General features: G+C 57.7%; 18 protein-coding genes and 1 pseudogene. 9 read left to right on the forward strand and 10 right to left on the reverse strand.

Features of this window, described 5'->3' with window-relative positions:
* Nucleotides 1-82: 82 nt before the first annotated feature.
* The 5 genes from RZ35_RS06575 to RZ35_RS06595 form a co-directional block, all read right to left on the reverse strand.
* Nucleotides 83-763 (reverse strand): ABC transporter ATP-binding protein, encoded by a 681-nt coding sequence (locus RZ35_RS06575; RefSeq protein ID WP_026742582.1) that lies wholly within the window; start codon nucleotides 761-763, stop codon nucleotides 83-85.
* A complete protein-coding gene (locus RZ35_RS06580; RefSeq protein ID WP_026742583.1) occupies nucleotides 760-1,605 on the reverse strand; it encodes an ABC transporter ATP-binding protein in 846 nt (281 codons plus the stop codon). Before RZ35_RS06580 ends, RZ35_RS06575 begins: the two co-directional genes overlap by 4 nt.
* Complete coding sequence (locus tag RZ35_RS06585; RefSeq protein WP_175527795.1) at nucleotides 1,592-2,461, reverse strand: ABC transporter permease; 870 nt, start codon at nucleotides 2,459-2,461, stop codon at nucleotides 1,592-1,594. The genes RZ35_RS06580 and RZ35_RS06585 overlap by 14 nt, the downstream gene beginning before the upstream one ends.
* Complete coding sequence (locus RZ35_RS06590) at nucleotides 2,461-3,462, reverse strand: ABC transporter permease (RefSeq protein ID WP_051625493.1); 1,002 nt, start codon at nucleotides 3,460-3,462, stop codon at nucleotides 2,461-2,463. The genes RZ35_RS06585 and RZ35_RS06590 overlap by 1 nt, the downstream gene beginning before the upstream one ends.
* Nucleotides 3,463-3,627: 165 nt before the next feature.
* Complete coding sequence (locus RZ35_RS06595) at nucleotides 3,628-4,302, reverse strand: gamma-glutamylcyclotransferase (protein WP_026742586.1); 675 nt, start codon at nucleotides 4,300-4,302, stop codon at nucleotides 3,628-3,630.
* 593 nt (nucleotides 4,303-4,895) lie between these two features.
* Here RZ35_RS06595 and chaA point away from each other — a divergent pair.
* From chaA to RZ35_RS06625, 6 genes are all read left to right on the forward strand, one after another.
* Complete coding sequence (gene chaA, locus RZ35_RS06600) at nucleotides 4,896-5,999, forward strand: sodium-potassium/proton antiporter ChaA (protein WP_026742587.1); 1,104 nt, start codon at nucleotides 4,896-4,898, stop codon at nucleotides 5,997-5,999.
* A 360-nt stretch (nucleotides 6,000-6,359) separates the two neighbouring features.
* The gene (gene dauA, locus RZ35_RS06605) at nucleotides 6,360-8,066 is read left to right on the forward strand and encodes a C4-dicarboxylic acid transporter DauA (protein WP_026742588.1); all 1,707 of its coding nucleotides are present in this window, start codon (nucleotides 6,360-6,362) and stop codon (nucleotides 8,064-8,066) included.
* Nucleotides 8,067-8,273: 207 nt separating this feature from the next.
* Entirely contained in the window at nucleotides 8,274-9,005 is a 732-nt protein-coding gene (gene rstA, locus RZ35_RS06610) for a two-component system response regulator RstA (RefSeq protein ID WP_026742589.1), read from the forward strand.
* Nucleotides 9,002-10,357, forward strand: a complete 1,356-nt coding sequence (rstB, locus tag RZ35_RS06615) for a two-component system sensor histidine kinase RstB (RefSeq protein WP_026742590.1) — start codon at nucleotides 9,002-9,004, stop codon at nucleotides 10,355-10,357. Before rstA ends, rstB begins: the two co-directional genes overlap by 4 nt.
* 74 nt (nucleotides 10,358-10,431) lie before the next feature.
* Nucleotides 10,432-10,782, forward strand: a complete 351-nt coding sequence (gene asr, locus RZ35_RS06620) for an acid resistance repetitive basic protein Asr (RefSeq protein ID WP_026742591.1) — start codon at nucleotides 10,432-10,434, stop codon at nucleotides 10,780-10,782.
* 440 nt (nucleotides 10,783-11,222) lie between these two features.
* Nucleotides 11,223-12,038, forward strand: a complete 816-nt coding sequence (locus RZ35_RS06625; protein ID WP_026742592.1) for a trypsin-like serine peptidase — start codon at nucleotides 11,223-11,225, stop codon at nucleotides 12,036-12,038.
* Here the strand turns inward: RZ35_RS06625 and RZ35_RS06630 are convergent.
* Nucleotides 12,039-12,361: pseudogene (locus tag RZ35_RS06630) on the reverse strand (hypothetical protein).
* A 158-nt stretch (nucleotides 12,362-12,519) separates the two neighbouring features.
* On the opposite strand from RZ35_RS06630, the gene RZ35_RS06635 reads away from it, so the two are divergent.
* Nucleotides 12,520-13,362 carry an EcsC family protein gene (locus RZ35_RS06635; protein ID WP_036152818.1) on the forward strand — a complete coding sequence of 281 codons (843 nt, stop codon included), beginning with the start codon at nucleotides 12,520-12,522 and terminating at the stop codon, nucleotides 13,360-13,362.
* A 19-nt stretch (nucleotides 13,363-13,381) separates the two neighbouring features.
* Here the strand turns inward: RZ35_RS06635 and hrpA are convergent, their stop codons facing one another.
* Nucleotides 13,382-17,269, reverse strand: coding sequence for an ATP-dependent RNA helicase HrpA (hrpA, locus tag RZ35_RS06640; protein ID WP_026742595.1), 3,888 nt, complete (start codon nucleotides 17,267-17,269; stop codon nucleotides 13,382-13,384).
* 254 nt (nucleotides 17,270-17,523) lie between these two features.
* Here hrpA and RZ35_RS06645 point away from each other — a divergent pair, with 254 nt between their 5' ends.
* On the forward strand, nucleotides 17,524-18,129 hold the full coding sequence (locus tag RZ35_RS06645) for an FMN-dependent NADH-azoreductase (RefSeq protein ID WP_026742596.1): 606 nt from the start codon (nucleotides 17,524-17,526) through the stop codon (nucleotides 18,127-18,129).
* Between the two features lie 40 nt (nucleotides 18,130-18,169).
* Here RZ35_RS06645 and RZ35_RS06650 read toward each other — a convergent pair whose 3' ends face one another.
* Both RZ35_RS06650 and RZ35_RS06655 read right to left on the reverse strand, forming a co-directional pair.
* Nucleotides 18,170-18,403, reverse strand: a complete 234-nt coding sequence (locus tag RZ35_RS06650) for a YnbE family lipoprotein (protein ID WP_026742597.1) — start codon at nucleotides 18,401-18,403, stop codon at nucleotides 18,170-18,172.
* A gap of 11 nt (nucleotides 18,404-18,414) precedes the next feature.
* The gene (locus RZ35_RS06655) at nucleotides 18,415-21,018 is read right to left on the reverse strand and encodes a YdbH family protein (protein ID WP_026742598.1); all 2,604 of its coding nucleotides are present in this window, start codon (nucleotides 21,016-21,018) and stop codon (nucleotides 18,415-18,417) included.
* Between the two features lie 349 nt (nucleotides 21,019-21,367).
* Between RZ35_RS06655 and RZ35_RS06660 the strand changes: the two genes are divergently transcribed.
* Nucleotides 21,368-22,357, forward strand: a complete 990-nt coding sequence (locus tag RZ35_RS06660; RefSeq protein WP_026742599.1) for a 2-hydroxyacid dehydrogenase — start codon at nucleotides 21,368-21,370, stop codon at nucleotides 22,355-22,357.
* A 16-nt stretch (nucleotides 22,358-22,373) separates the two neighbouring features.
* Here RZ35_RS06660 and RZ35_RS06665 read toward each other — a convergent pair whose 3' ends face one another.
* Nucleotides 22,374-22,679, reverse strand: a complete 306-nt coding sequence (locus RZ35_RS06665; RefSeq protein WP_026742600.1) for a putative hemolysin — start codon at nucleotides 22,677-22,679, stop codon at nucleotides 22,374-22,376.
* Nucleotides 22,680-22,871: the final 192 nt, after the last annotated feature.

Here is a 22,871-nt window from a genome sequence, read left to right on the forward strand (position 1 = left end):
TGTTGGATAGAGTCTAGAGAAAACACCGGTTATTGCGCTATTGGCATTAAACGCTTTGATATAACCGTTGATGATAATCACGTCAGACCGTCAGCAGACGCCCTTGCGACATAGCCGCCGCCCGGTCGCACAGATGGTCGATCACGTTGCCGTCGTGACTGACCAATATCAGGGTCAGGTCGCCCGCCGATTTCAGTTCGTTCAGCAGGTTGAGAATTTCGGCCTGCACCGACATATCCAGCGCGGATGTCGGCTCATCCAGCAGCAACAGCTCCGGCTCAAGCAGCAGCGCCCGGATGATCGCCACCCGCTGACGCTGGCCGCCGGAAAGCTGATGCGGATAGCGATCCAGCAGCGTCAGCGGCAAATCGACGCGCTGAAAAGCGCGTTCAATCCGTCCGTCGATATCCGTTTCCTTGAGCAGTTTTAGCGGCTCGGACAGCGTACGCCTCAGGCGATGGCGAGGATGCAGAGAAGCAAACGGATCCTGAAAGACCATCTGTACCCGACGGCGCAGTTCTCCCGTAAAGGCATGGAGCGGTTTCACGAGCTGACCCAGCAATGTCATCTCGCCCTGCCAGTTCAGATTCAGGCCCGCCAGCGCCCACAGCAACGACGATTTGCCGCAACCGGACGGGCCGACCAGCCCAAAACATTCGCCGCGGGAAATGGTCAGATCGACCTCGTGAACGACCTGATTAACGTGTCCCCCTTGCGGGTGAGACACGCTTAAATGACGCAGAACCACAGCATCACGACTCATGACAACGACTCCAGCAACGCGCGATCCAAGACGGGCAGCACCTGCCCCCGAGTGTGTTTACCCGGCTGACAGTTCCACAATGTTCGGGTATACGGGTGGGTGGCCTGCGGTAAATCCTCCGCCTGCAAGGCATCCATCAATCGCCCTTTGTACATCACCAGCACGCGTTCGCAGTGACGCGCCACCTGAGGTAAATCATGGCTGATCAACAACAGTCCCATATTGCGTTCGTCAACCAGCCGGTCGATCAGCGCCAGCACCTGATCGCGTCGCTCGTGGTCGAGGGCGGACGTCGGCTCATCGGCGATCAGTAGCGCCGGTTCAGTGATCAGCGCAATAGCCAGCATGACGCGCTGCCCCATTCCGCCGGAAAGCTGATGTGGGTACTGATGATACAACCGTTTCGGTTCCGCCAACCCGACGGCGTTGAGCATGTCCAATACCTTTTCGCGTCGTTCGCGCGCCGGGAGCGAGGTATGCAGTTTCAGCGGCTCTTCCACCTGCCAGCCGACCTGACGCATCGGGTTCAGCGCATGTTTCGGATCCTGCAATACCATCGACACCCGGTCGCCGCGCCATTGACGCCATTGGCTTTCGCTCAACGAGGCCAGCGACTGGCCGTTCATCACGACATCGCCGCTGCGAATTCGGCATGCGTGAGGCAGCAATCCCATCAAGGCTTTGGCCGTCAGGGATTTGCCGGAGCCTGATTCGCCGACCAGCGCGACGCGCTCCCGGCCCAGACGAAACGATAAGGGATGCACCAACAGCGTGTCGGGGTCATCCGCCAATCCAATGGACAGCTGGTTGACGTCCAGCAACGGGGGATTACTGTTTTTCATGTCGCGGGTCCAATTTATCGCGCAGGCCGTCGCCCAGCAGATTAAACGTCAGGCTGGCGAACAAAATTGCGCCGCCCGGCGCAGCCGCCACCCACCATTGGTCAAAAATGACCTTGCTCCCTTCCGCGACCATGGAGCCCCATTCGGCGGTCGGCGGCTGTACGCCCATCCCCAGGAAGCCCAGTCCGGCGGCGGCCAGGATAATGCCGCCCAGACTCAGCGCGGCACGCACCACCGCGCCCGGCAAGCAGAGCGGCAAGATATGCCCGCTCATCAGCCGCAGGCCGGTAATGCCCTGCATTCGGGCGGCGGCCAAATAGTCGCTGCGCCGAAGCGCCAGCGTCTCTGCTCGGGCCTGACGGGCGAACTGAGGCCAACTGGTCAGCGCCAAAGCCAGCGCTCCGTTAACCAGTCCCGGTCCAAGCACCGCCACCATCGCCAGCGCGATCACCAGCCCCGGCAGAGAAAGGACGATATCGGTCAGCCGCATGAGCACTTTCTCGCTCCAGCCGCCGAGATAGCCCGCGCTGATCCCCACCAGCAGCCCGACCGGCACGGTCAGAACCAGGATCAGCGAGACCAGCAGTAACGTCGGCCGTGCGCCATACAGCACCCGTGATAGCAGATCCCGACCGAAACCATCCGTGCCCAGCCAGTGTTCGGGCGAAGGCGGCAGCAGGCGCTGGGTGATGGACTGCGCATTCGGGTCAAACGGCGCCAGCCACGGAGCAAGCAGCGCGATCCCGATTAACAGGACCAGGAGAACGCCGCCGATATTCAGACTGTTGGCGGCAGGCCAGAGAGTTCGTCGGGCGCGCGGCTGCGAGCGCAGTCCCTTAAAGCGTGTCAATCGCATCATCGTGTCCGAGGGTCGGTCAGGTAAATCAGCGCATCGGCCAGCGCGTTCATCAGGACAAAGCACAGGCCAATAAGGAGAGTGGAGCCTAAAATGGCGGGAATGTCCGCGCCAAACAGCGCCGTCGTCAGATAGCGCCCCACGCCAGGCCATGAGAAGACCGTTTCGGTCAGCACCGCGCCTTCAAGCAGGCTGGCATAAGACAGCATCAGCACGGTGACCATGACGCCGCGAATATTGGGCAGGACGTGGCAGAGCAAGATCCGCAGTTGTCCGGCGCCCTTGGCGCGAGCCAGCAAAACATACTCTTTATGGCATTCATCCAGCATGGCCGCGCGCAGCAGCCGGGTGATGCCCGCCATGGACAGCAGGCCGAGCACGCTGGCGGGTAGCCACAGATGCCGAACGGCGTTACGGAACATCTCCGGATCGCCGCTGAGCCAGGTATCGATCAGGACGAATCCCGTACGCGGCTCCATCGTGTATTGGTAGATGTCGTCCAATCGTCCCGGTCCGCCGGCCCAATGCAAGACCGCATAAAATAGCAGCAGACTCAGCAGTCCCAGCCAGAAAATGGGGACGGAGTAACCGACCAGAGAGAACATCCGCACCGCATTGTCCAGTAGGCTGCCGGGCTTCAGCACCGACAGCAGCGCCAGCGTCACGCCAAAGACGAATCCGATGATAATGGCGCAGGTCGCCAGCTCCAGCGTCGCAGGGAACGCCCGCGTCAAATCATCGAAAACAGGCTGAGAGGTGCTGCGGGAGATCCCGAGATCGCCGTGAGCCAGCGCCGCCAGATAATGCCAGAACTGTACCCAGAGCGGTTGGTCCAACCCCAACTGCTGTCGGACTTGCAGGTAGGTTGCCTCGCTGGCGCGGTCGCCGGCTATTTGCAGCGCCGGGTCGATAGGCGCCAGATGAGTGAGTAAAAAAGTGAATAGCAGAAGCCCCAGCAGCGTGACGGCCAGCGCCAAGACACGGCTTAGCCCCCTTCCCATTCGTTGCCACCCGGCCTGGAGGTGTTCATGAATTGTCCGCACTGCCTAATCCCTCATTGCCGAGCAAAAAATAAGGTCCGGAGTGTAGGCGAGATGACAAAAGCGTATGAAATTATATTCAGCAATATCAATATAACTATAAATTATATAACGGTGTGGGGAAGATTATTCGCGGACGGGTGCCGCGTTCAATAGTTCTCTCACCCGCAGCGCCAGCGCGATCAGATTATCGTCCGGCATACCATAATGCTGGAGTTCACGCTCCAAGGAGAAAAGGTATTGTGCGTTAGTGCCCAGCGGACCTCGGGCGCGGGCGATGAGCGGCGCCACACTCTGGATACAGGTGTCCTGTTCCAATAATGGGTGGTCAGGATTGATGACGAAAACCAGCGCGGTGAGGTGGCCACCTTCGGCACATTCCAGCTCACACCACAGTGGGCGATAGCAGCCGGTCAGCATCTCTCGTTTCCACAGCAGTTCAAGCTCTTCACGCACGCGTTCTTCCGGTAAACGATAGGCCAGACCGGTCGTTTCACCGCCCGGCTTGAGTCCAAGCATTCTGCCGGGTTGTGCGATAGTGCCCCGCCCTGCGGTCAAACGTAAGCAGAACGCGCGCTGCCACCCTTTCAGCGTGGCGAGACAACTTTCTGTCGCGTCAAATGCCGGGTTCCACATGAGCGAACCGTAGCCAAAAATCCACACGCCCTCATGGTCGGGGCGACAGGATAAAGTGGTTTCCAGAGAGTCTGCTCGCTGCTGCGGGGTAAGCAATAAATGTTCTTCGATGTGGCCGAACGACGTCCGGCAATCGGCTTTCCGTAAAAAATCACGCGTTAACACAAGTTTTTTTCCTTACCCCTTACACGCTGTCCTGCCGAATGGCGTCACCCGGCTATTCTGAACGATCATGAACCGTACAATCAACGCGCACGTTGTTTATTTTGCCGCCGCGCCGGAAACGTTCACCTGGCTGACCAAGGTAGTTAACATCATGAAGCATAATGGTAATTTTCTATTTTCTTGTTTGTGGAAACGACCATCATGTTCTTAGGCGGAATCGCCCTCGTGTCGTCCCTAGAGTGAAGTCAGTATGCCCTGCCGCCTGCGGTTAAAAACGAAAACTTAATGGAATCCGCTTCTTACGCTCTTTTTCATCGGTTGGTTTGGAAACATCACCATAATATGCCCAAAAATCGCTCACGAGAAGTGATTAAATAGTGACTAATTGTAGCAATTTCGTTTATTATTAGAGAGATAAAAGTAAAAACATAAAAATAATATATTCAGATATCTTTTTGCAGAAAACGCATAGCTAGAGTCACATTTTCAGGCTTTTAGTGGCGCTTGGTGTTTGGCATGGCGATTATTCGATTACGACGTTATACGTTATTTCTATCAGCAAGCTCGCTACACGAACTAAGGAACCTTCAAGCATGACCTCATCCGCCGAAACGGTGAAAACCCGTCACCACGAATATACGCTCGTCCTTCCTATCCTGACTCTACTGGTGCTGGTCATGTGGGGCGATACCGCCAGTCTGGGGGCGATCATCGCCATCAACGCCCTGGCGCTGGTCGGGATCCTTTCCAGCGCCTTCAGCGTGGTACGTCACGCCGACGTGCTGGCTCACCGTCTGGGAGAACCTTTTGGATCGCTGATCCTCAGCCTGTCCGTCGTCATTCTGGAAGTCAGTCTGATCTCCGCTCTGATGGCGAGCGGCGATGCCGGCCCGCATTTAATGCGCGATACGCTCTACTCCATCATCATGATTGTCACCGGGGGCCTGGTGGGATTCGCCCTGATCCTGGGCGGACGTAAATTCGCCACGCAGTACGTTAATCTGGGCGGCATCAAACAGTATCTGATGGCGATTATTCCTTTGGCCGTACTGGTATTGGTCTTTCCCGCCGCGCTACCGGCAGGTAACTTTTCCGTCTCGCAGTCACTGATCATCGCGTTGATCTCGGCGGTGATGTACGGCGTCTTCCTGAAGATCCAAACCCGTACTCACCAAAGTTTGTTCGTCTATGAACATGAAGATGAGAGCGACGGCGAAGGGGACAGTCATCACGGCAAACCGTCGGCCCATAGCTCGCTCTGGCATGCGGTATGGCTGTTGGTTCATCTGATTGCCGTCATTAGCGTCACCAAAATGGATTCCAAGCTCTTGGAAACGCTGCTTGAACGCATGAACGCGCCGTCCCAGTTCACCGGTTTCCTCGTCGCGCTGTTGATTTTGTCGCCGGAAGGCCTGGGCGCCATCAAAGCCGTCCTGCAAAATCAGGTTCAGCGGGCGATGAATCTGTTTTTTGGCTCCGTGCTGGCGACCATCTCACTGACTGTTCCTGCCGTCACGCTGATTGCGATGATCACGGGCAACACGCTGAACTTCGCGCTGGATATGCCGCACATCGTCGTGATGGTGACGGTATTAGTCCTGTGTCACATCTCCTTTTCCACCGGCCGCACCAATGTCCTGAACGGAAGTGCGCATTTGGCGATGTTTGCCGCCTACATCATGACCATCATGCTGTGATCCCATTCTGAAAGAGCATCGTGGCAAGATGCGGTGCCCTTTCTCTTCCATTTTAAGCTTCCTCACTGCGGTTTCCCTCGCTTCTCTCTGAACAAACGACCTGCGCGCTTAACGGATATTCATGAACCTCTAGCCCTTAGGGCATTGGCTCGGACGATAAGCCTTTTTTCAAACGTTCTACTCATTACCTTTGGTGCATGTTTAACGGTTCCAGCAGGACCTAAAAGGTAATACATAATGCTTTTCTATTGATTTACATCTGGATCTTCGCAGAACAATGAGCGTATCGTAATGCTTTAACCCGCGACGGGCCTCCTGCCGACCCGCCATCTGTTTTCATTTTGTTGGTCCTAGTCTTAGATGAAATCATACCTATTCAACGGCATTAAACCGTTTAGCGCGTTTATTGACGCCTGCTGGCGGGAAAAATACACGTTTAAACGTTTTTCCCAAGACTTTATCGCCGGTATCACTGTCGGCATTATTGCTATTCCTCTGGCGATGGCGTTGGCGATTGCCAGCGGCGTTCCCCCCCAATTTGGTCTGTATACGGCCGCTGTCGCCGGCCTAATCACCGCGTTATGCGGCGGTTCGCGTTATAGCGTATCTGGCCCCACGGCGGCGTTCGTCGTCATTCTTTATCCAGTTTCCCAGCAATACGGGCTATCCGGCCTGTTGATCGCGACGTTGCTCTCCGGGGTCTTCCTCCTCGTGCTCGGACTCTGTCGCATGGGCAGGTTAATCGAATATATACCGGTCTCGGTCACGCTGGGATTCACCTCCGGTATCGCTATCACCATCGCCACCATGCAGGTCAAAGACTTCTTCGGCCTGACCATTCCGACAATGCCGGAGCATTACGTCGGCAAAGTGATGGCGCTGGGCGGCGCGCTGCCGTCTATGCATTTGGGCGACACGCTGATTGGCATTGTCACGCTGGCCGTGCTGGTGATATGGCCCAAGCTCGGCATTCGCCTGCCCGGTCATCTGCCCGCGCTATTGGCGGGGACGCTGGTGATGGGGCTGCTGTCATTGATGGATATCCACGTCGCCACTATTGGCTCCCGTTTCAGCTACCTGCTGGCTGACGGCACGTCGGGACACGGTATTCCGCCGATCCTGCCTCAGTTCGTCCTGCCGTGGAATATGCCGGGGAGCGACGGTAGCGTTATGCCCCTGAGTTGGAGCACCGTTTCCGACCTGCTGCCCGCCGCCTTCTCCATGGCTATCCTCGGCGCCATCGAGTCCCTGCTTTGCGCTGTCGTACTCGACGGTATGACCGGCCGTAAACATAACTCCAATACCGAGCTGATTGGTCAGGGTATCGGCAACATCGTCACGCCGTTCTTTGGAGGCATCACCGCGACGGCCGCGATCGCCCGTTCCGCCGCTAACGTACGCGCCGGCGCCACATCGCCGATTTCCGCCGTGGTGCATGCGCTGCTGGTGATCCTCGCGCTGCTGGTGCTGGCGCCCTGGCTATCTTATCTGCCGCTGGCGGCGATGGCCTCTCTGCTGCTGCTGGTCGCCTGGAATATGAGCGAGGCGCGCAAGGTCATCGACCTGATGCGTCACGCGCCGAAAGACGACATTATTGTGATGGTGCTTTGTCTGGCCCTGACGGTCCTGTTCGATATGGTGATTGCGATTACGGTCGGCATCGTTCTCGCGTCTATCCTGTTCATGCGTCGGATAGCGAAAATGACGCGCCTGAGCGAACTGCCCTCTACCGTGCAGGGGCAGCGTTTAGTCATTCGCGTCAACGGTCCGCTGTTCTTTGCCGCCGCTGAACGTATCTTCGGGGAATTGCTGCTCCACAGCGAAGAATACCAGACCATCATCCTGCAATGGGATGCCGTGCCGGTACTGGATGCGGGCGGACTGAACGCGCTCTTACGCTTCAGCGAACTGCTGCCGCCCGAAAAACGGCTGGTGATTACCGACATCCCGTTCCAACCGTTGAAGACGTTGGCCCGCGCCAATGTGGTGCCCATAGAAAACCGACTGGCGTTCTATCCCACGCTGGAGCAGGCGCTTGAAGCGACGCCGCTTCCGCTAACCGCCTGATCGCCGTCTTCCATTTACCGGCCAACCCTAGCGCTGGCCGGTTTCTTCGCCGTCCCCCCGCTATCGCGCACTCATTCTGAATACCCTTTTTCTGCTCGCCTGCCTCCGTTTGGCCGACAGCTTTTAACACCCGCTTACGCTTCACACATGGTTACAAAAGGTGACGCGCGCTATGCTGTAGCCGAATCAAAAAAAGAGTTCGACGGTATGTATAAGATTGTTTTTGTTGAAGACGATCCCGAAGTGGGAAAACTGATTGCCGCCTATCTGGGCAAACACGATATTGAGGTGCACATCGAGCCGCGCGGGGACACCGCATCAGCGGTGATCGAGCAAAATAAACCCGACCTGGTTTTGCTGGATATCATGCTGCCGGGCAAAGACGGGATGACGCTGTGCCGCGAGCTGCGCCCTTGTTTCTCAGGCCCCATCGTGCTGCTGACCTCGCTGGACAGCGACATGAACCATATTCTCGCATTGGAAATGGGCGCAGACGATTACATTCTGAAAACGACTCCGCCCGCCGTGCTGTTGGCGCGGCTGCGTCTGCACTTTCGGCAGTATGCCACCCCGCCCCAGCCGACGCTGGAAACCAGCGCGACAGTACAGGTACACAAGTCGCTAAACTTCGGTCTGCTGTGTATCGATCCGGTGAACCGTCAGGTTCTGCTGGCCGGCGAGGACATTACCCTGTCGACGGCTGATTTCGACCTGCTATGGCAGCTAGCCACCCACGCCGGACAAATCATGGATCGCGACGCACTGCTCAAAAACCTGCGCGGCGTCAGCTATGACGGCATGGATCGCAGCATCGATGTGGCCATCTCCCGCCTGCGCAAAAAACTGTACGATNCGGCGCCGGAGGCGGTGCGCATCAAAACCATCCGTAACAAAGGTTATCTGTTCGCCCCTAACGCCTGGGAGACCCTCGCGCCATGAAAAAACTGTTCATTCAGTTCTTTCTCCTGCTGTTCGCCAGCTTTCTGGTGATGACCCTGCTGGTCGGGTTGGTCTACAAGGCCACGGCCGAGCGCGCGGGACGTCAATCAATGGACGATCTGATGAAAAGCTCGCTCTATCTGATCCGCAACGAACTGCGCACCCTGCCGCCGCGCGAGTGGCACAAAACCATCAGCCAGCTGGATCTCAACCTGTCGTTCAAAATGCACATTGAGCCGATAAATAAATACAAGCTCAGCAACAAAGCGCAGCAGCGCCTGACGCAGGGCGAAATTATCGCGCTGGACGACGAATACACCTTCATACAGCGCATTCCCCGCAGTCACTATGTGCTGGCGGTCGGCCCGATCCCTTATCTGTTTTTCCTACACGAAATGCGGATGCTGAACCTGCTGATGCTGGTTATCATCGGGCTTTCTCTTGCGCTGCCGGTCTTTTTATGGATACGGCCGCACTGGAAAGCGATGTTGCAATTGGAAACCGCGGCGCAGCGGCTCGGCGACGGTCATCTGGAGGAGCGCACCCACTTCGACAATACCTCCAGCCTGTTTCGTCTCGGCGTAGCGTTCAACCTAATGGCGGACAACCTCAATCAGCTAATCGCCAGCAAAAAACAGCTTATCGACAATATCGCGCATGANCTCCGCACGCCGCTGGTGCGCCTGCGTTACCGTCTCGCGATGAGCGAAAACCTGTCGGAAGACGAGCAAGAGGCGATTAATCGGGATATTGGCCAGTTAGAGTCTCTTATCGACGAGCTGCTGACCTACGCACGGCTGGACCGCCCTCAGGTAACGTTGCATCTCGAAGAGATCGATCTGCCCGCGTGGTTGGAGCAGCGGATAGCAGNCTTTCGGCTGGTCCATGCCGACAAGAGACTGGAACTGAACGCGCCCCGCCATCAGCGCTTCGGCTATGTGGACCTGCGTCTGATGGAGCGCGTGCTGAATAATCTGGTCAATAACGCACTGCGCTTCTGCCAACAAAGCATTCGCGTGGGGCTGACGCTCGATCGCGGCGTCGCCTGTCTGCAGATAGAGGATGACGGACCCGGCATTGCGCCGCAGGACCGGGAGAGCATCTTCGAGCCGTTTGTGCGCCTGGAGGCGGGCATACAGAACAGCAGCGGCGGCTGTGGGCTGGGGCTGGCGATCGTCCACGCGATCGTCCGCGCCTATGGCGGCACCATTCGCGCGGAGTCCAGCCCATTGGGCGGCGCCAAAATGACGTTTCTCTGGCCTATCGTCACCAGCGCGGCGGCGGCGGATAAGCTGGCGGCTAACGTTGTACAAACCGTTACACGCGGAAACCAAACACTCACAGACCGTTAGCGCATCATTCCCTATGCTCCTTACATCGGCCCAACACTGGGGTTCGAACGTAAACGGACAATGAGGAATTGATGATGAATAAAGTATTAGTGATGATCGCTGGCGCAACACTGGGTCTGTCCTCTGTAGCTTTTGCTGCCGACACCACCACCGCGCCTGCTGCAAACGCACCGACTACAACGACCACCACCACTCAGACCAAAGCCGATCACGCCAAAAAACACGTGAAAAAACAGGCAAAGAAAGCAACCGAGCAGAAAGCTCAGGCGACGAAAAAAGCGGCTAAGAAAAAAGCGGTAGCACCGGCTCAGAAAGCGCAGGCCGCCAAGAAAAAACACGCGAAAAAACCGGCTGCACAGAAAGCTCAGGCCGCTAAAAAACACGTGAAGAAAGCCAAAAAAGCCGTCACAACGCCGGCAGCCTAAGTCATAGGTCACACCACAGTACCTGACTCAATCCCCGCGCGAGCGGGGATCTATTTTGAAACAACGGTCTGAGATAAAAATAGATTCCTGAGCGAGCGGTTTTATCATGTTGAGTCAAAGGCACGTTTATCAACCGTCCGGCACCCCATCCAACGGGCGTCGATTTCATGGAGCCAGGATGATGTTACGTCGTTACTCCTTTGAAATTGTATTATCGCTTCTGCTCCTCGGCGCGTTGATCATCATGCTGTTTTTTCTCTGACGTTCGATCACTCGATAGCGTTTTCGACACCACGATAGCGCGTTCAACCCCCGCCCATCCGCCAACGCCGAAAACACCGTCGCCCCGCTCAGCTCTGAATTTTTGTACGTCGTTTCCATAATCGGGGAACTTGACCATACTGTTAACAGAAAATTTTTTGTTAAAGGCGAATTATTTCATGCGCATATCGGCCTGGCTGCTCTGTTCTTTCACCTTGTTGTCGACGGGCGTCAACGCCACCCCGCCGAAAGACGTCTTGCAGCAGCAACGCATTTTGTTCTTCCACCATGATGACCGCGACATCGTAGCGGATACCGCGCTTTGGCCGTGGCAGGCCATTGGTCAGGTAGAGACCGCCAGCGGCAATCTCTGCACGGCGACGCTGATCTCGCCGCATCTTGCGCTCACCGCCGGACACTGCGTACTGGCGCCTCCCGGCGTGGCTGACAAACCGGTGGCGCTGCGTTTTCACGCCACGCCGTCGGGATGGAAATATGAAACGCACAAGCTGGAAGCGATGGTCAATAAGCTGTTGGCTAAACAGCTCAAGGCAGACGGCGACGGTTGGATCGTCCCCCCTTCGGCGGCGCCGTTGGACTATGCGTTGATCAGGTTGGAAAAAACGCCGCCGGGCATTGCGCCACTGCCGCTGTGGCAAGGGTCCGCACAGGATCTCAAATCGGCGTTAAAACAGGCTGGCCGCAAAGTGACACAGGCCGGGTATCCCGAAGATCATCCCGATACGCTGTACCGGCATCATGACTGCCTTGTCACCGGTTGGAAAAATCAGGCGGTGTTGACGCACCGCTGCGATACGCTGCCTGGCGACAGCGGTTCGCCGCTGATGCTGAAAACGGGCGATAGCTGGGCGTTGGTGGCAATTCAGAGTTCGGCGCCGGACGCCAGCGAACGGGACCGGGCGGATAATCAGGCTGTCGCCGTTACGGCCATCCGTCAATCGCTGGATGTGTTATCCCAGCGCCCGGCACCGTGATCATTTCGGCGGCAGCTGGGGCTGGATGTCAGCCACCTCATGGTGAAGCACCAGAGGATCGGAGATCGAACCGAACTGTTCGTCGTCAGGGTACGTGACGGCCAACGGATAATCTTCGCCCGCAAACTGCCGTATCGCAGACAGGTCGTTCCAGTAGGNCGCCAGAAAAAGTGCTCACAGGCTCCCTGACGCCGCTGCTGCACTTCTGTCCCGCAGTTGCCGGGAATGCCTCGCGCATGATCGATGCCGGTGCGCTGCAAATGGCGGGCAAAGCCCCGCGCATGTTCGATGGGAACGCAGCCGTGCCAGGTTCTGACGATCATGGAGTAACGCCCGTATTGATTGACAAGTTATGCACGAAAAGTGCATTTACAACATTCAAATCAGCGTCAGTCGCAACAAATGACAACCCGCTCTACGTTGCATAATTCACCATCATTTATTACACCTAGATCACCTTCCGCCATTATGCGAGCTGCTCATGACCCTGATAGAACACCCCGACGATCTGCGTGCGCTTCAACAGGCCGTCACGCTGCTGGAAGCCCCGGCGCTGACGCTGCAAATCGCCGATGTGATTGGAAAGCCGTTGACCTGGAGCCTCGCGAGGCTGCCGCAGAGTCTGCAACGCAAGATCCAACAGAGCGTCCGGGCCGCGCTGCACAAAGCGGTTGATACCGCGCTCTATACGCTGGAGGATAATCCGCACCACGCCCCCTCACAGGGACTGCACCGGGTCGCCGCCGCCGCAACCGGCGCGGTCTCAGGATTCTTTGGGATGACCGGACTGCTGGTGGAACTGCCCATCAGCACAGCAATTATGATGCGCGCGGTGGCGGATATCGCCCGTAGCGAAGGGTTTTCGCTCGCGGACGAAGAAGTAAAAAGCGCCTGTGTGGAAGTCTTTGCGTTAGGCGGGCGAGACAAGACGCTGGACCCAACGGACTCGGGCTACTACGCGTCGCGGGCCATTCTGTCCGATATCACTCGCCATGCGTCGCGCGAGCTTATGGCAATGGTCAGCAAGAAAGGGTCGACGCGCACAGTGAGTTCACGCCACGCGGCGTCGATTCTGGCGAAGGTGATTGACGCGGTCGCCGCCCGGTTTGGCGTGACGCTGACGCAAAAAATGGCGGCGCAGATCATACCGGTGATTGGCGCCGCCAGCGGCGCCACGATCAATACTCTCTTCACCCAGCATTATCAAAACATGGCCAAAGGGCACTTCACGGTCAAACGTCTTGAATTGAAGTATGGCGAAGAGGAGATCAAAACGGCCTATCAGGGCATCAAAAATCGGACGCTAAGCCTGCCTGACGCTTAGCGTCCCCGAAACGGCGGCGTTACTCCGCCACCTGCTCCATCGCCTGCAGCACGCGCTTATCGGAGATAGGATAAGGCGTGCCCAGCTGCTGAGCGAAGTAGCTGACCCGCAGTTCCTCGATCATCCAGCGAATGGCTTTTACCTCCTCCGCTTCCTGCCGATCCGGCGGCAGCTTGTTCAACCACTGCTGCCATGCCTGACGCACCTGCTCCACCTTCAACATCTGCGCGCGGTCGCGGTGGACGTCCTGAGCCAGCTTATCCAACCGCCGTTCGATCGCATTCAAGTAGCGCAGGACATCCGGCAGACGCCGCCAACCGCTTTCCGTGACGAAGCCCCGAAAGACCAGACCGCTCATCTGGCTTTTGATATCGCTCAATCCCAGCGCCATCGCCATATCCACCCGCCCTTTCAGACGTTTGTTGATGGCGAAGACCGCGGTGAGGATTTTCTCCACCTGGCTGGCAATCTCGACCACCGTATCGTTCAACTCCGCGCGGACTTTATCGTGCAGACGCTGATAACCCTCTTCGCTCCACACCGGGCCGCCGGCCTCGGCGATCAGTTTGTCCACGCCGCAGGCGATGCAGTCGTCAATCAAATCCAGCACTTTGCCATAAGGGTTAAAGTACAGTCCCAGCTTCGCTTTGTTCGGCAGCTTTTCATGCAGGTATTTTATCGGCGATGGAATATTCAGTAACAGCAATCGACGCAGCCCTTTCCACATGGTCTGCTGCTGCTCATGCGGCGTGTCGAATAAGCGGATCGCCACGCTGTCCTTCTCGTCCACCAGTGCAGGATAGGCTTTGACCGCATAGCCGCCGCGTTTCTGTTCATAGCGGGTCGGGAGATCACCGAAACTCCAGATATGTAAATCGCTCTGTTCGATACCGTCGTCCGCCACGGCGGACAGCGTCTCCTGCACTTTCTCTTTGAGCTGCTCTTTCAGCGCGCTCAGGCTTTTACCCTCGCGCAACGGGCGATTTTTTTCATCGATAACGCGAAAGGTCATCTGCAAATGTTCAGGCACCTGCTCCCAATGCCACTCTTCACGAGGAATTGTGACGCCGGTCATCAGGCGCAGTTCACGCTCCAGCGCATCCAGCAGCCCTCGTTCCAGCGGTTTGGCGCGCGCCAGGAAGGCTTCGGCGTAGTTTGGCGCAGGCACGAAGCTACGGCGTATCGGCTTCGGTAACGACTTGATCAACGCAATCACCAGATCGCGACGAACGCCAGGGATCTGCCACTCAAAGCCTTCGTCCTGTACCTGATTGAGGATCGGCAGCGGAATATGCACGGTAACGCCGTCGGCGTCGGCGCCCGGTTCAAACTGGTAGCTCAGCCGCAGCTTCAGGTTGCCCTGCTGCCAGAAGTTTGGATAGTCCAACGCGCTGATGCTGCCCGCGCCCTCCTTGATCAGCATGGTTTTTTCGAAGTTGAGCAGGTCGGGGTTATCCGCTTCGGCCTTCTTCCACCACGCGTCGAAATGCCGGGAGGACACCACATCGTGCGGGATCCGCTGATCGTAGAAAGCGTACAGCGTTTCATCGTCCACCAAAATATCGCGGCGACGAGATTTATTTTCCAGATCCTCGACTTCGGCCATCAATTTCAAGTTGGCGCGGAAGAACGCATGACGCGTACGCCAGTCGCCTTCCACCAAGGCGTGACGAATAAACAGCTCGCGGGACACCACCGGGTCGATCGCGCCGTAGTTGACCTTGCGTGCCGCCACGATAGGCAAACCGTACAATGTCACTTTTTCCTGCGCGATCACCGCGCCCTGGGCTTTTTCCCAGTGCGGGTCGCTGTAACTGCGCTTGATCAGATGCTGCGCCAGCGGTTCCACCCACTCCGGCTCAATCCGCGCGGCGATGCGCCCCCACAGACGGCTGGTTTCCACCAGCTCGGCCACCATGGTCCACTTGGGCGGTTTCTTGAACAGACCGGAGGCGGGAAAAATGGAAAAGCGCATATTGCGCGCGCCGCTGAACTCCGGCTTCTCTACGTCTTTCTGACCGATGTGGGACAGCAGACCGGTCAGCAGCGCGCCATGCAGGCTGCGGTAGTCCGCGGGCTCGCTATTGACCGGCAGCCCCAGCGTTTTAACCGCCTGACGCAGCTGGGTATAGATATCCTGCCATTCACGCACCCGCAAATAGTTGAGGAAGTCGGTGCGGCACTGGCGACGGAACTGGCTCGACGACAGCGCTTTCTGCTGCTCCTGGAGATAGTTCCACAGGTTGACGAAGGCCATGAAATCGGACTCTTTATCAGCGAAACGACGATGCTTTTCATCCGACGCCTGCTTTTTGTCCAACGGCCGTTCGCGCGGGTCCTGAATGGACAGCGCGGCGGTCACAATCATCACTTCGCGCACGCAGCGCGTTTTTTGCGCTTCCAGCACCATGCGCGCCAATCGAGGGTCGATAGGCAGTTGCGCCAGCTGTCGGCCGAGCGGAGACAGTCGATAGTGGCCGTTTTCCACCGTCTGGATCGCACCCAACTCTTCCAACAAACGCACGCCGTCCTGAATATGGCGGCTGTCCGGCGCTTCCACAAACGGAAACGCGGCGATGTCGCCCAGACCGAGCGAGGTCATCTGCAAAATCACGGACGCCAAATTGGTGCGCAATATCTCCGGATCGGTGAACTCCGGACGCGACAGGAAGTCCTGCTCCGAGTAAAGGCGGATGCAGACCCCTGCCGCCACACGCCCGCAGCGTCCTTTACGTTGGTTGGCGGACGCCTGAGAAATCGCTTCGATCGGCAGGCGCTGCACCTTGGTGCGATAGCTATAACGGCTGATCCGCGCCGTGCCGGGGTCGATCACATAACGAATGCCGGGTACCGTTAGCGAGGTTTCTGCCACGTTGGNGGAGAGCACGATGCGCCTGCCGTGATGGGACTGAAAAACGCGGTTTTGCTCCTGATGGGACAGACGCGCATACAGCGGCAATATTTCGGTGTTCGGCAAATCGCGTCGCGTCAGCGCATCCGCCGTATCGCGAATTTCGCGCTCGCCGCTGAGGAAAATCAGAATATCGCCCGGACCTTCGTGACTCAGCTCATCCACCGCGTCGAAAATGGCCTGCAGCTGATCGCGATCGTTGTCCTCCGCCTCTTCCACCACCGGGCGGTAGCGCACGTCAACCGGATAGGTTCGACCGGAAACCTCGACGATGGGCGCGTTGTTAAAGTGACGAGAGAAGCGTTGCGGATCGATCGTCGCCGAGGTAATGATAACTTTCAAATCGGGCCGTTTCGGCAGCAGTTGGCGCAGATAACCCAGGATAAAGTCGATATTAAGGCTGCGTTCGTGCGCCTCATCGATGATGATGGTGTCGTACTGCATCAACAGTCGATCCTGTTGAATTTCCGCCAGCAGGATCCCGTCCGTCATCAGTTTGACCAGCGTATTGTCGCCGNCCTGATCGTTAAAACGAACCTTATAGCCCACCGTGCCGCCGAGCGGTATTTCCAGTTCGGCGGCAATACGATCCGCCACCGTGCGCGCCGCCAGACGACGCGGCTGGGTGTGGCCGATCAATCCCGTCACGCCACGGCCCAGCTCCAGACACATTTTCGGCAGCTGGGTCGTTTTCCCCGACCCCGTCTCCCCGGCCACAATCACCACCTGATGGTCGCGAATCGCCTGCATGATCGCGTCTTTTTTCTGGCTGACCGGCAACGCGTCGGGATAGCGAATGGCCGGCAGCGAGGCGCGGCGATTTTCCACCCGCTGGCGGGCCGTCGCCACGTCGGCTTCGATTTCGCGGGCGATGGCCGCCTGCGCTTCAGGATTTTTCACCTTTAGGGCGCCCTGAACCCGGCGACGCAGCCGTTGCTGGTCGCGCAGCATTAACGCATTGATGTGGGGATAAAATGCGGTGAGCTGTGATTTCACGGTTGGTTCCTTAAATACGTCTGGCAGACGTGGCGCAGAGACTGGACGCCACGCTTGGATTTGGCGGCGGGCATGGTATCACATTGACGCCGCAGGCTATAACCTACCTCCACGCCACGTTATTCAATTAAATCGAACAAGGTTCTCGAAATATTACGCTATCGCGTTTTTATTAGGCTGCTTATGATGAAACTCAACGGCGAACGACGCCACGGTGACTCCACCCACTGACTCTCCGAGACAAGGAACAGGCAATGAAGAAAGTATTAGTACTGAAATCGAGCATTCTGGCGGATTACTCTCAGTCTAACCAAATGGCAGACCACTTTGTTGCAGAGTGGCAGGCGGCGCACCCCGATGACGCAATCACCCTGCGCGATCTGGCCGCGCAGCCGATTCCTGTACTGGACGGCGAATTGGTTAGCGCGTTTCGTCCCTCAGAAACGCCGCTGACGCCGCGTCAACAGGAAGCGCTAGCGTTATCCGATACGCTGGTCGACGAACTTCAGTCCCATGACCTCATTGTGATCAACGCGCCGATGTACAACTTCAACATTTCGACGCAGTTGAAAAACTACATCGACTTCATCGCCCGCGCCGGCGTCACGTTCCGTTATACCGAGCAAGGCTCTGAAGGTCTGGTGAAAGGTAAACGCGCGCTGGTGCTGACGAGCCGCGGCGGTATTCATAAAGACACCCCGAGCGATCTGGTCACGCCGTATCTGAAGCTGATGTTGGGCTTTATCGGCATCACCGACGTCGAATTCGTGTTTGCCGAAGGGATTGGCTACGGTCCGGAAGTCGCTCAGAAAGCCTTGCAGGACGCGAAGACCCGGCTCACCGAACTGGCCAACGCGTAAGCTCTCTCTTCCCTCGTTCGTGTTAAGTGCTTTGGCTATATTACTTTTTTTGCGCGCCAGTCGGCGCGCTTTTTTTTATCTGCTCCGCGACGTCGGTATCGGACTTTTCCAGCAGCTGCGTGGCTTCTGGATCCGCCTTAATGTGAATATCGTGATCGATCTTCACATTCATGTTGATGGTGATCGGCGTGTCCGGCGCGGTCACTTCAATGCGCGGCGTACACCCGGTCAGAAAAAGGGCGGTCAGCCATAAAACGGCTCGTCTGTCATGCATCGTGTGGTTCCTCATTGGGTTGACCGCTGCTCCAGCGCGTTCTGTATCGTGTCGCCCCAGCGCAGGCTACGCCATAGCTGGAACAAATTTTCTTGATGACGATAGTTCAAATCAACCTGCTGCCGGGCATCTCGCGGCGAATTATGGCCGCTGATATAGGATTTCATCAACAGTTCCCCCTGATTGCTCAGTTGCAGCGTCGCGTCCGAACGGTCGATTTCCAGATAGCGCAGCCAGCGAACCAGCGCCGCGCTGACCATGTCGCTCTGAGCCACTTCATCCGCCAGGTCCTTATCCAGTCTCAGCGTCAACGCGCCATCGTTGGTGACGCGGCCGTTCTGCACCAGCATCGTCGGATGATTGAAATTGATCGGCAACACGCCGCTGACACGGCCGGACAACGCCACCTTTTTCACGTTAATCGCGGTCATCAGTTCACTGGTTTCAACTCCGTCCATCCGCAACAGCGCCGCATCATGCTGCGGAAAACGCAGCGGCGTCAGAGAAACCTTCCCGCGCAGCAGGCCCATCTCTACCCCGGCCAGCGTAAGCGGGTGTCGATCGCTGTAGGGATACGCGCCAAACACATCGGCCCGGATATTCTGTATCCGGAATCCGCTGTTCAACTCGGCGATACGCAATGAAACCGGTCGCGAAATGCCCAGTTGCCAACGCGGATCGGCATAACGATACGGTAGAACGAAATCTACGCCGCTGACGTCGCCGTCGTTGAGCCAAGCGCTGCCATTTTTGACCACCCAGTGACCGCCGACGCGAAAACCCTGTACGCGGGCCGCAGAAAACGCCCCCTGGCCGTAAAACTGCCCGCGGCGCAGTTTGATTTTCCAGTCCGGCGGCAGCAAAGGCTGGAATACGCGCAGCGACTGCGGCGGCCACCAGCCGCTGCCGCGCAGGCGCTCGCCGTCCCAGCGCCCGACCAGTTTAACCGGCCCGATCTCCTTGGCCTGCAACGCGCCGCGCCACAGAAAATGGTTGGGATGCTCGCCCTGCACCTGCACGTTCAGCTCGGCGGGCGGTAATGCGCCGCCGCCGGTGAATGCGATACGGTCAGCCACTAACCGGAACGCGCCCGCGAACGCATCCTGTTTCTGATTACGCTGCCATCGCAGCGGCTGCACCAACGTCAGCCGGGGTTTGGCGACGGTCATCGCGCCGTAACGCAGTTGGTTCAACCCGCTGGATAAGGTGCTGACTTCCAGCAACGCGTCTTCCCAGCGCCCGCGACCGGCGATGTCCCACCGACCCTGCAACGGCGGCAGCTGTCCTTTTCCCCAGTAGCGCCAATTCCAGACACCGTTGTCCGGCCAGAAGCGCTCCGCTTTGCCGTCCATATGCAGGTTGAAGCGTCCCCAGTAGGCGTCGTGGGCTTTGACGATCGCTTGCAGACGCCCGCTCACGCCTTGCGTATTGACCACGATCCCGGCCAGCGGCCAGCGCGCATCTTCCAGCGTCAGGCCGGGCTGGGGCTGTCCCCAGGCGCGGAGCAGGGAACCGGGCAGCAAGACCAGATCGGGATCCAGCAATGCGCCGCGCAGCACGCCCGGCAGCGTGGCTGAAAAGGACAAATTCGCCAGATTAGCCTGTCCGGCGAGTTGGATGCGCAGATCGCTATCACTCAGCCCGAGCGAACCTGGCCCTAACGTCAACACCGCGTTGGCCCGGCCGTTGCGACCCTGCGTTAACATATTGACGCGCGCCTCGATCTGAGGCAGTCCGTGTCTCTGACGCCAGTCGCGCAGCGCCAACGATAACCCGCCCGAGACCGGCTGCGCGCTGTACGGCCACGCCCAGCGTCCCTCGCTAACGGTGATAGCATCCGCGCTGACGCGCCACGGCAGACTCAACAACGGCGATGCATCCGCCTCTTTCGCCACCCTCAGCTCTCCCTGAGAGTCCTGCCAATTGAGCGTCGCCTGGACCGCCTCAGGTAAATCGAACGGCAGTCGGCCTGCCAGCAAATGTCCCTTTTCCGGGAGGCTGGTCAGCGAATCCGAAAGCTGCACTTCGCCTTCTATCCATAGCGGCGGGCGATCAGGCAGCGCGGTCAACTCCGCACGTCGCAGCGTCAATGTCCGTCCGACGAGGTCGGCCTGCAGTTTCAGACGTACATTATCGATGTTCAGTGATTGCTTCCCGTCACGGGAGGTCAAATGCAGCGCGCTGACGTCATCCAGCCACGGCGTCAGCGTCAGGCGCTCTACCGTCATCTCGCCCACGGGCAGACGCTGTTGCCACTCCGATAGACTCATCGACGTCTCTGAGGCGGAATTCTCGCTTTGCGGCCAGTGCGCGAGGCAGCTGCCATCCAGCGCCACGCTGGCGACATGAAGACGCCAGCCGTCATCCTGTCTCGTTAGACGGCCGTTATCGACGGTAAGTAGATGGCATTGAGGTAGTTGTATGGAGACACCCGGCACAGACAGTCCGCCCTGTTGCCAAGAGGGACGCTCGCCCAGCGCCACCGTCACGCCGGGGGGCGCCAGAAAGGTCAGCAGACGAGGTAGCCAGAGCGGCAACGTCAGCCAGCTTATCAGTATCACCAGCGCGATAGCGCCCAGCCCGAGGCCTACGCGAGGTAAAAAATGTTTATTCATTCGCCATCATTATGCATATCAGTCTTTGGTGAGCACGGCGTTGACTTCCACGCCATGCGAGGTTGAGCATCGATAACGGTAGCAGAATTCCGCTATTCAACGACTTCCGCTACAAAAAACAGCGATCATTCATCGGCCTGCATAATAGTCCCCCGACGTGACAGATACCACCCTTCACGCCAGCCGCCGGGTGAAGGTATGCTGTCTCTGTCTCGACCTCTACACGCCTCAAAACGCCCCCGGATATCGATAAACACTATCGCAACGGGCCAGATGTTTTGGCGGTGGGGTTCCTATCACACTCACTATTTTATGCTAGCCTAACCTAAAAATAGCGGGGTATCCGATGATGAAACTGGCTGTCTACAGCACCAAACAGTACGACCGTAAATATTTGGACCGTGTCAATCAGGACTATGGCTACCAGATGGAGTACTACGACTTCATGCTGAGCCCGCAGACGGTGAAAACCGCCGAGGGATTCGATGCCGTGTGTATTTTCGTCAACGACGACGGCGGGCGCGAAGTGCTGACCGAACTGGCGGCCCTCGGCGTCAAGATCGTGGCGTTGCGCTGCGCGGGTTTCAATAACGTCGATCTTGACGCGGCCAGAACGCTGGGGATAGCCGTGGTTTACGTGCCGGCCTATTCACCCGAAGCCGTGGCGGAACATACCGTCGGTATGATGATGAGCTTAAACCGGCGAATTCATCGCGCCTATCAGCGCACCCGCGATGCCAACTTCTCACTGGAAGGGCTGATTGGTTTCAACATGCATCGTCGTACGGCGGGGATTATTGGTACGGGAAAAATCGGGGTGGCCACGCTGCGCATCCTGAAAGGATTCGGCATGCGGCTGCTGGCGTTCGATCCTTATCCGAATCCGCAGGCCAGAGAGTTAGGGACGGAATATGTCGATCTAAAAACGCTGTACGCGGAATCGGACGTCATCTCGCTGCACTGCCCCATCACGCCGGAGAATCACCATCTGCTCAACGAGGTCGCTTTTTCGCAAATGAAAGACGGCGTGATGGTCATCAATACCAGCCGAGGCGGTCTCATTGATTCGCAGGCCGCGATCGACGCCCTCAAACAGCAAAAGCTCGGCGCGCTGGGACTGGATGTCTATGAAAACGAACACACGCTGTTCTTTATTGATAACTCGAACGACGTCATTCAGGATGATATTTTCCGTCGGCTTTCCGCCTGCCACAACGTGCTTTTTACGGGACATCAGGCGTTTCTGACGGAAGAAGCGCTAACCAGCATTGCCGGCACCACGCTGCAAAGCCTGCGTCAGATAAGCCTCGGCGAAGACTGCCCGTTCGCACTGACGTAATATCGCCACAGATCGGCTAGCGGAATCCTCCGGCCAGGCAGGAGCCATCTTCCAGCGACTGGGCGNCGCAGCGACGTCCGTTGGTCAGCAGACAGGTTCCTACGCTGGCGCCGTTCAATTGGCGGGCTAAGCCAATTCGCCCGCCAGCCAGCGTACAGGCAGCCGCGGCAGAGTCCTTACCCTGCCAGGCTGTTATTTCCTGAGCGGACAACGTCACCGCATCCGCCGGCACGACGGCGTTCTCCTCCGCCGTTTTTTCACTGCTGCCGCACCCGGCCAGCGCCAGCGCCATCCCCGCCAACATCCCCTGCCACACCTTCATGTCCCGCCCTCATCGCCCGATTAGTCCCAATCCTATTTACCACAGTTTATTGCGTGTTAGCAGACCGGCAAGCCGTTAGCAGTGAAAGTTTTTTGCAAAATGAAAAACAAGGCCACATCAAAACGGCCAAGAAGCGACTCTCCACGTTAAAATGACGGAGAAATCGCCGTCCGGCGTTGATGCAAAACGATG

The sequence above is a fragment of the Lonsdalea quercina subsp. quercina genome, from assembly GCF_000688655.1.
Taxonomy (GTDB): Bacteria; Pseudomonadota; Gammaproteobacteria; order Enterobacterales; family Enterobacteriaceae; genus Lonsdalea; species Lonsdalea quercina.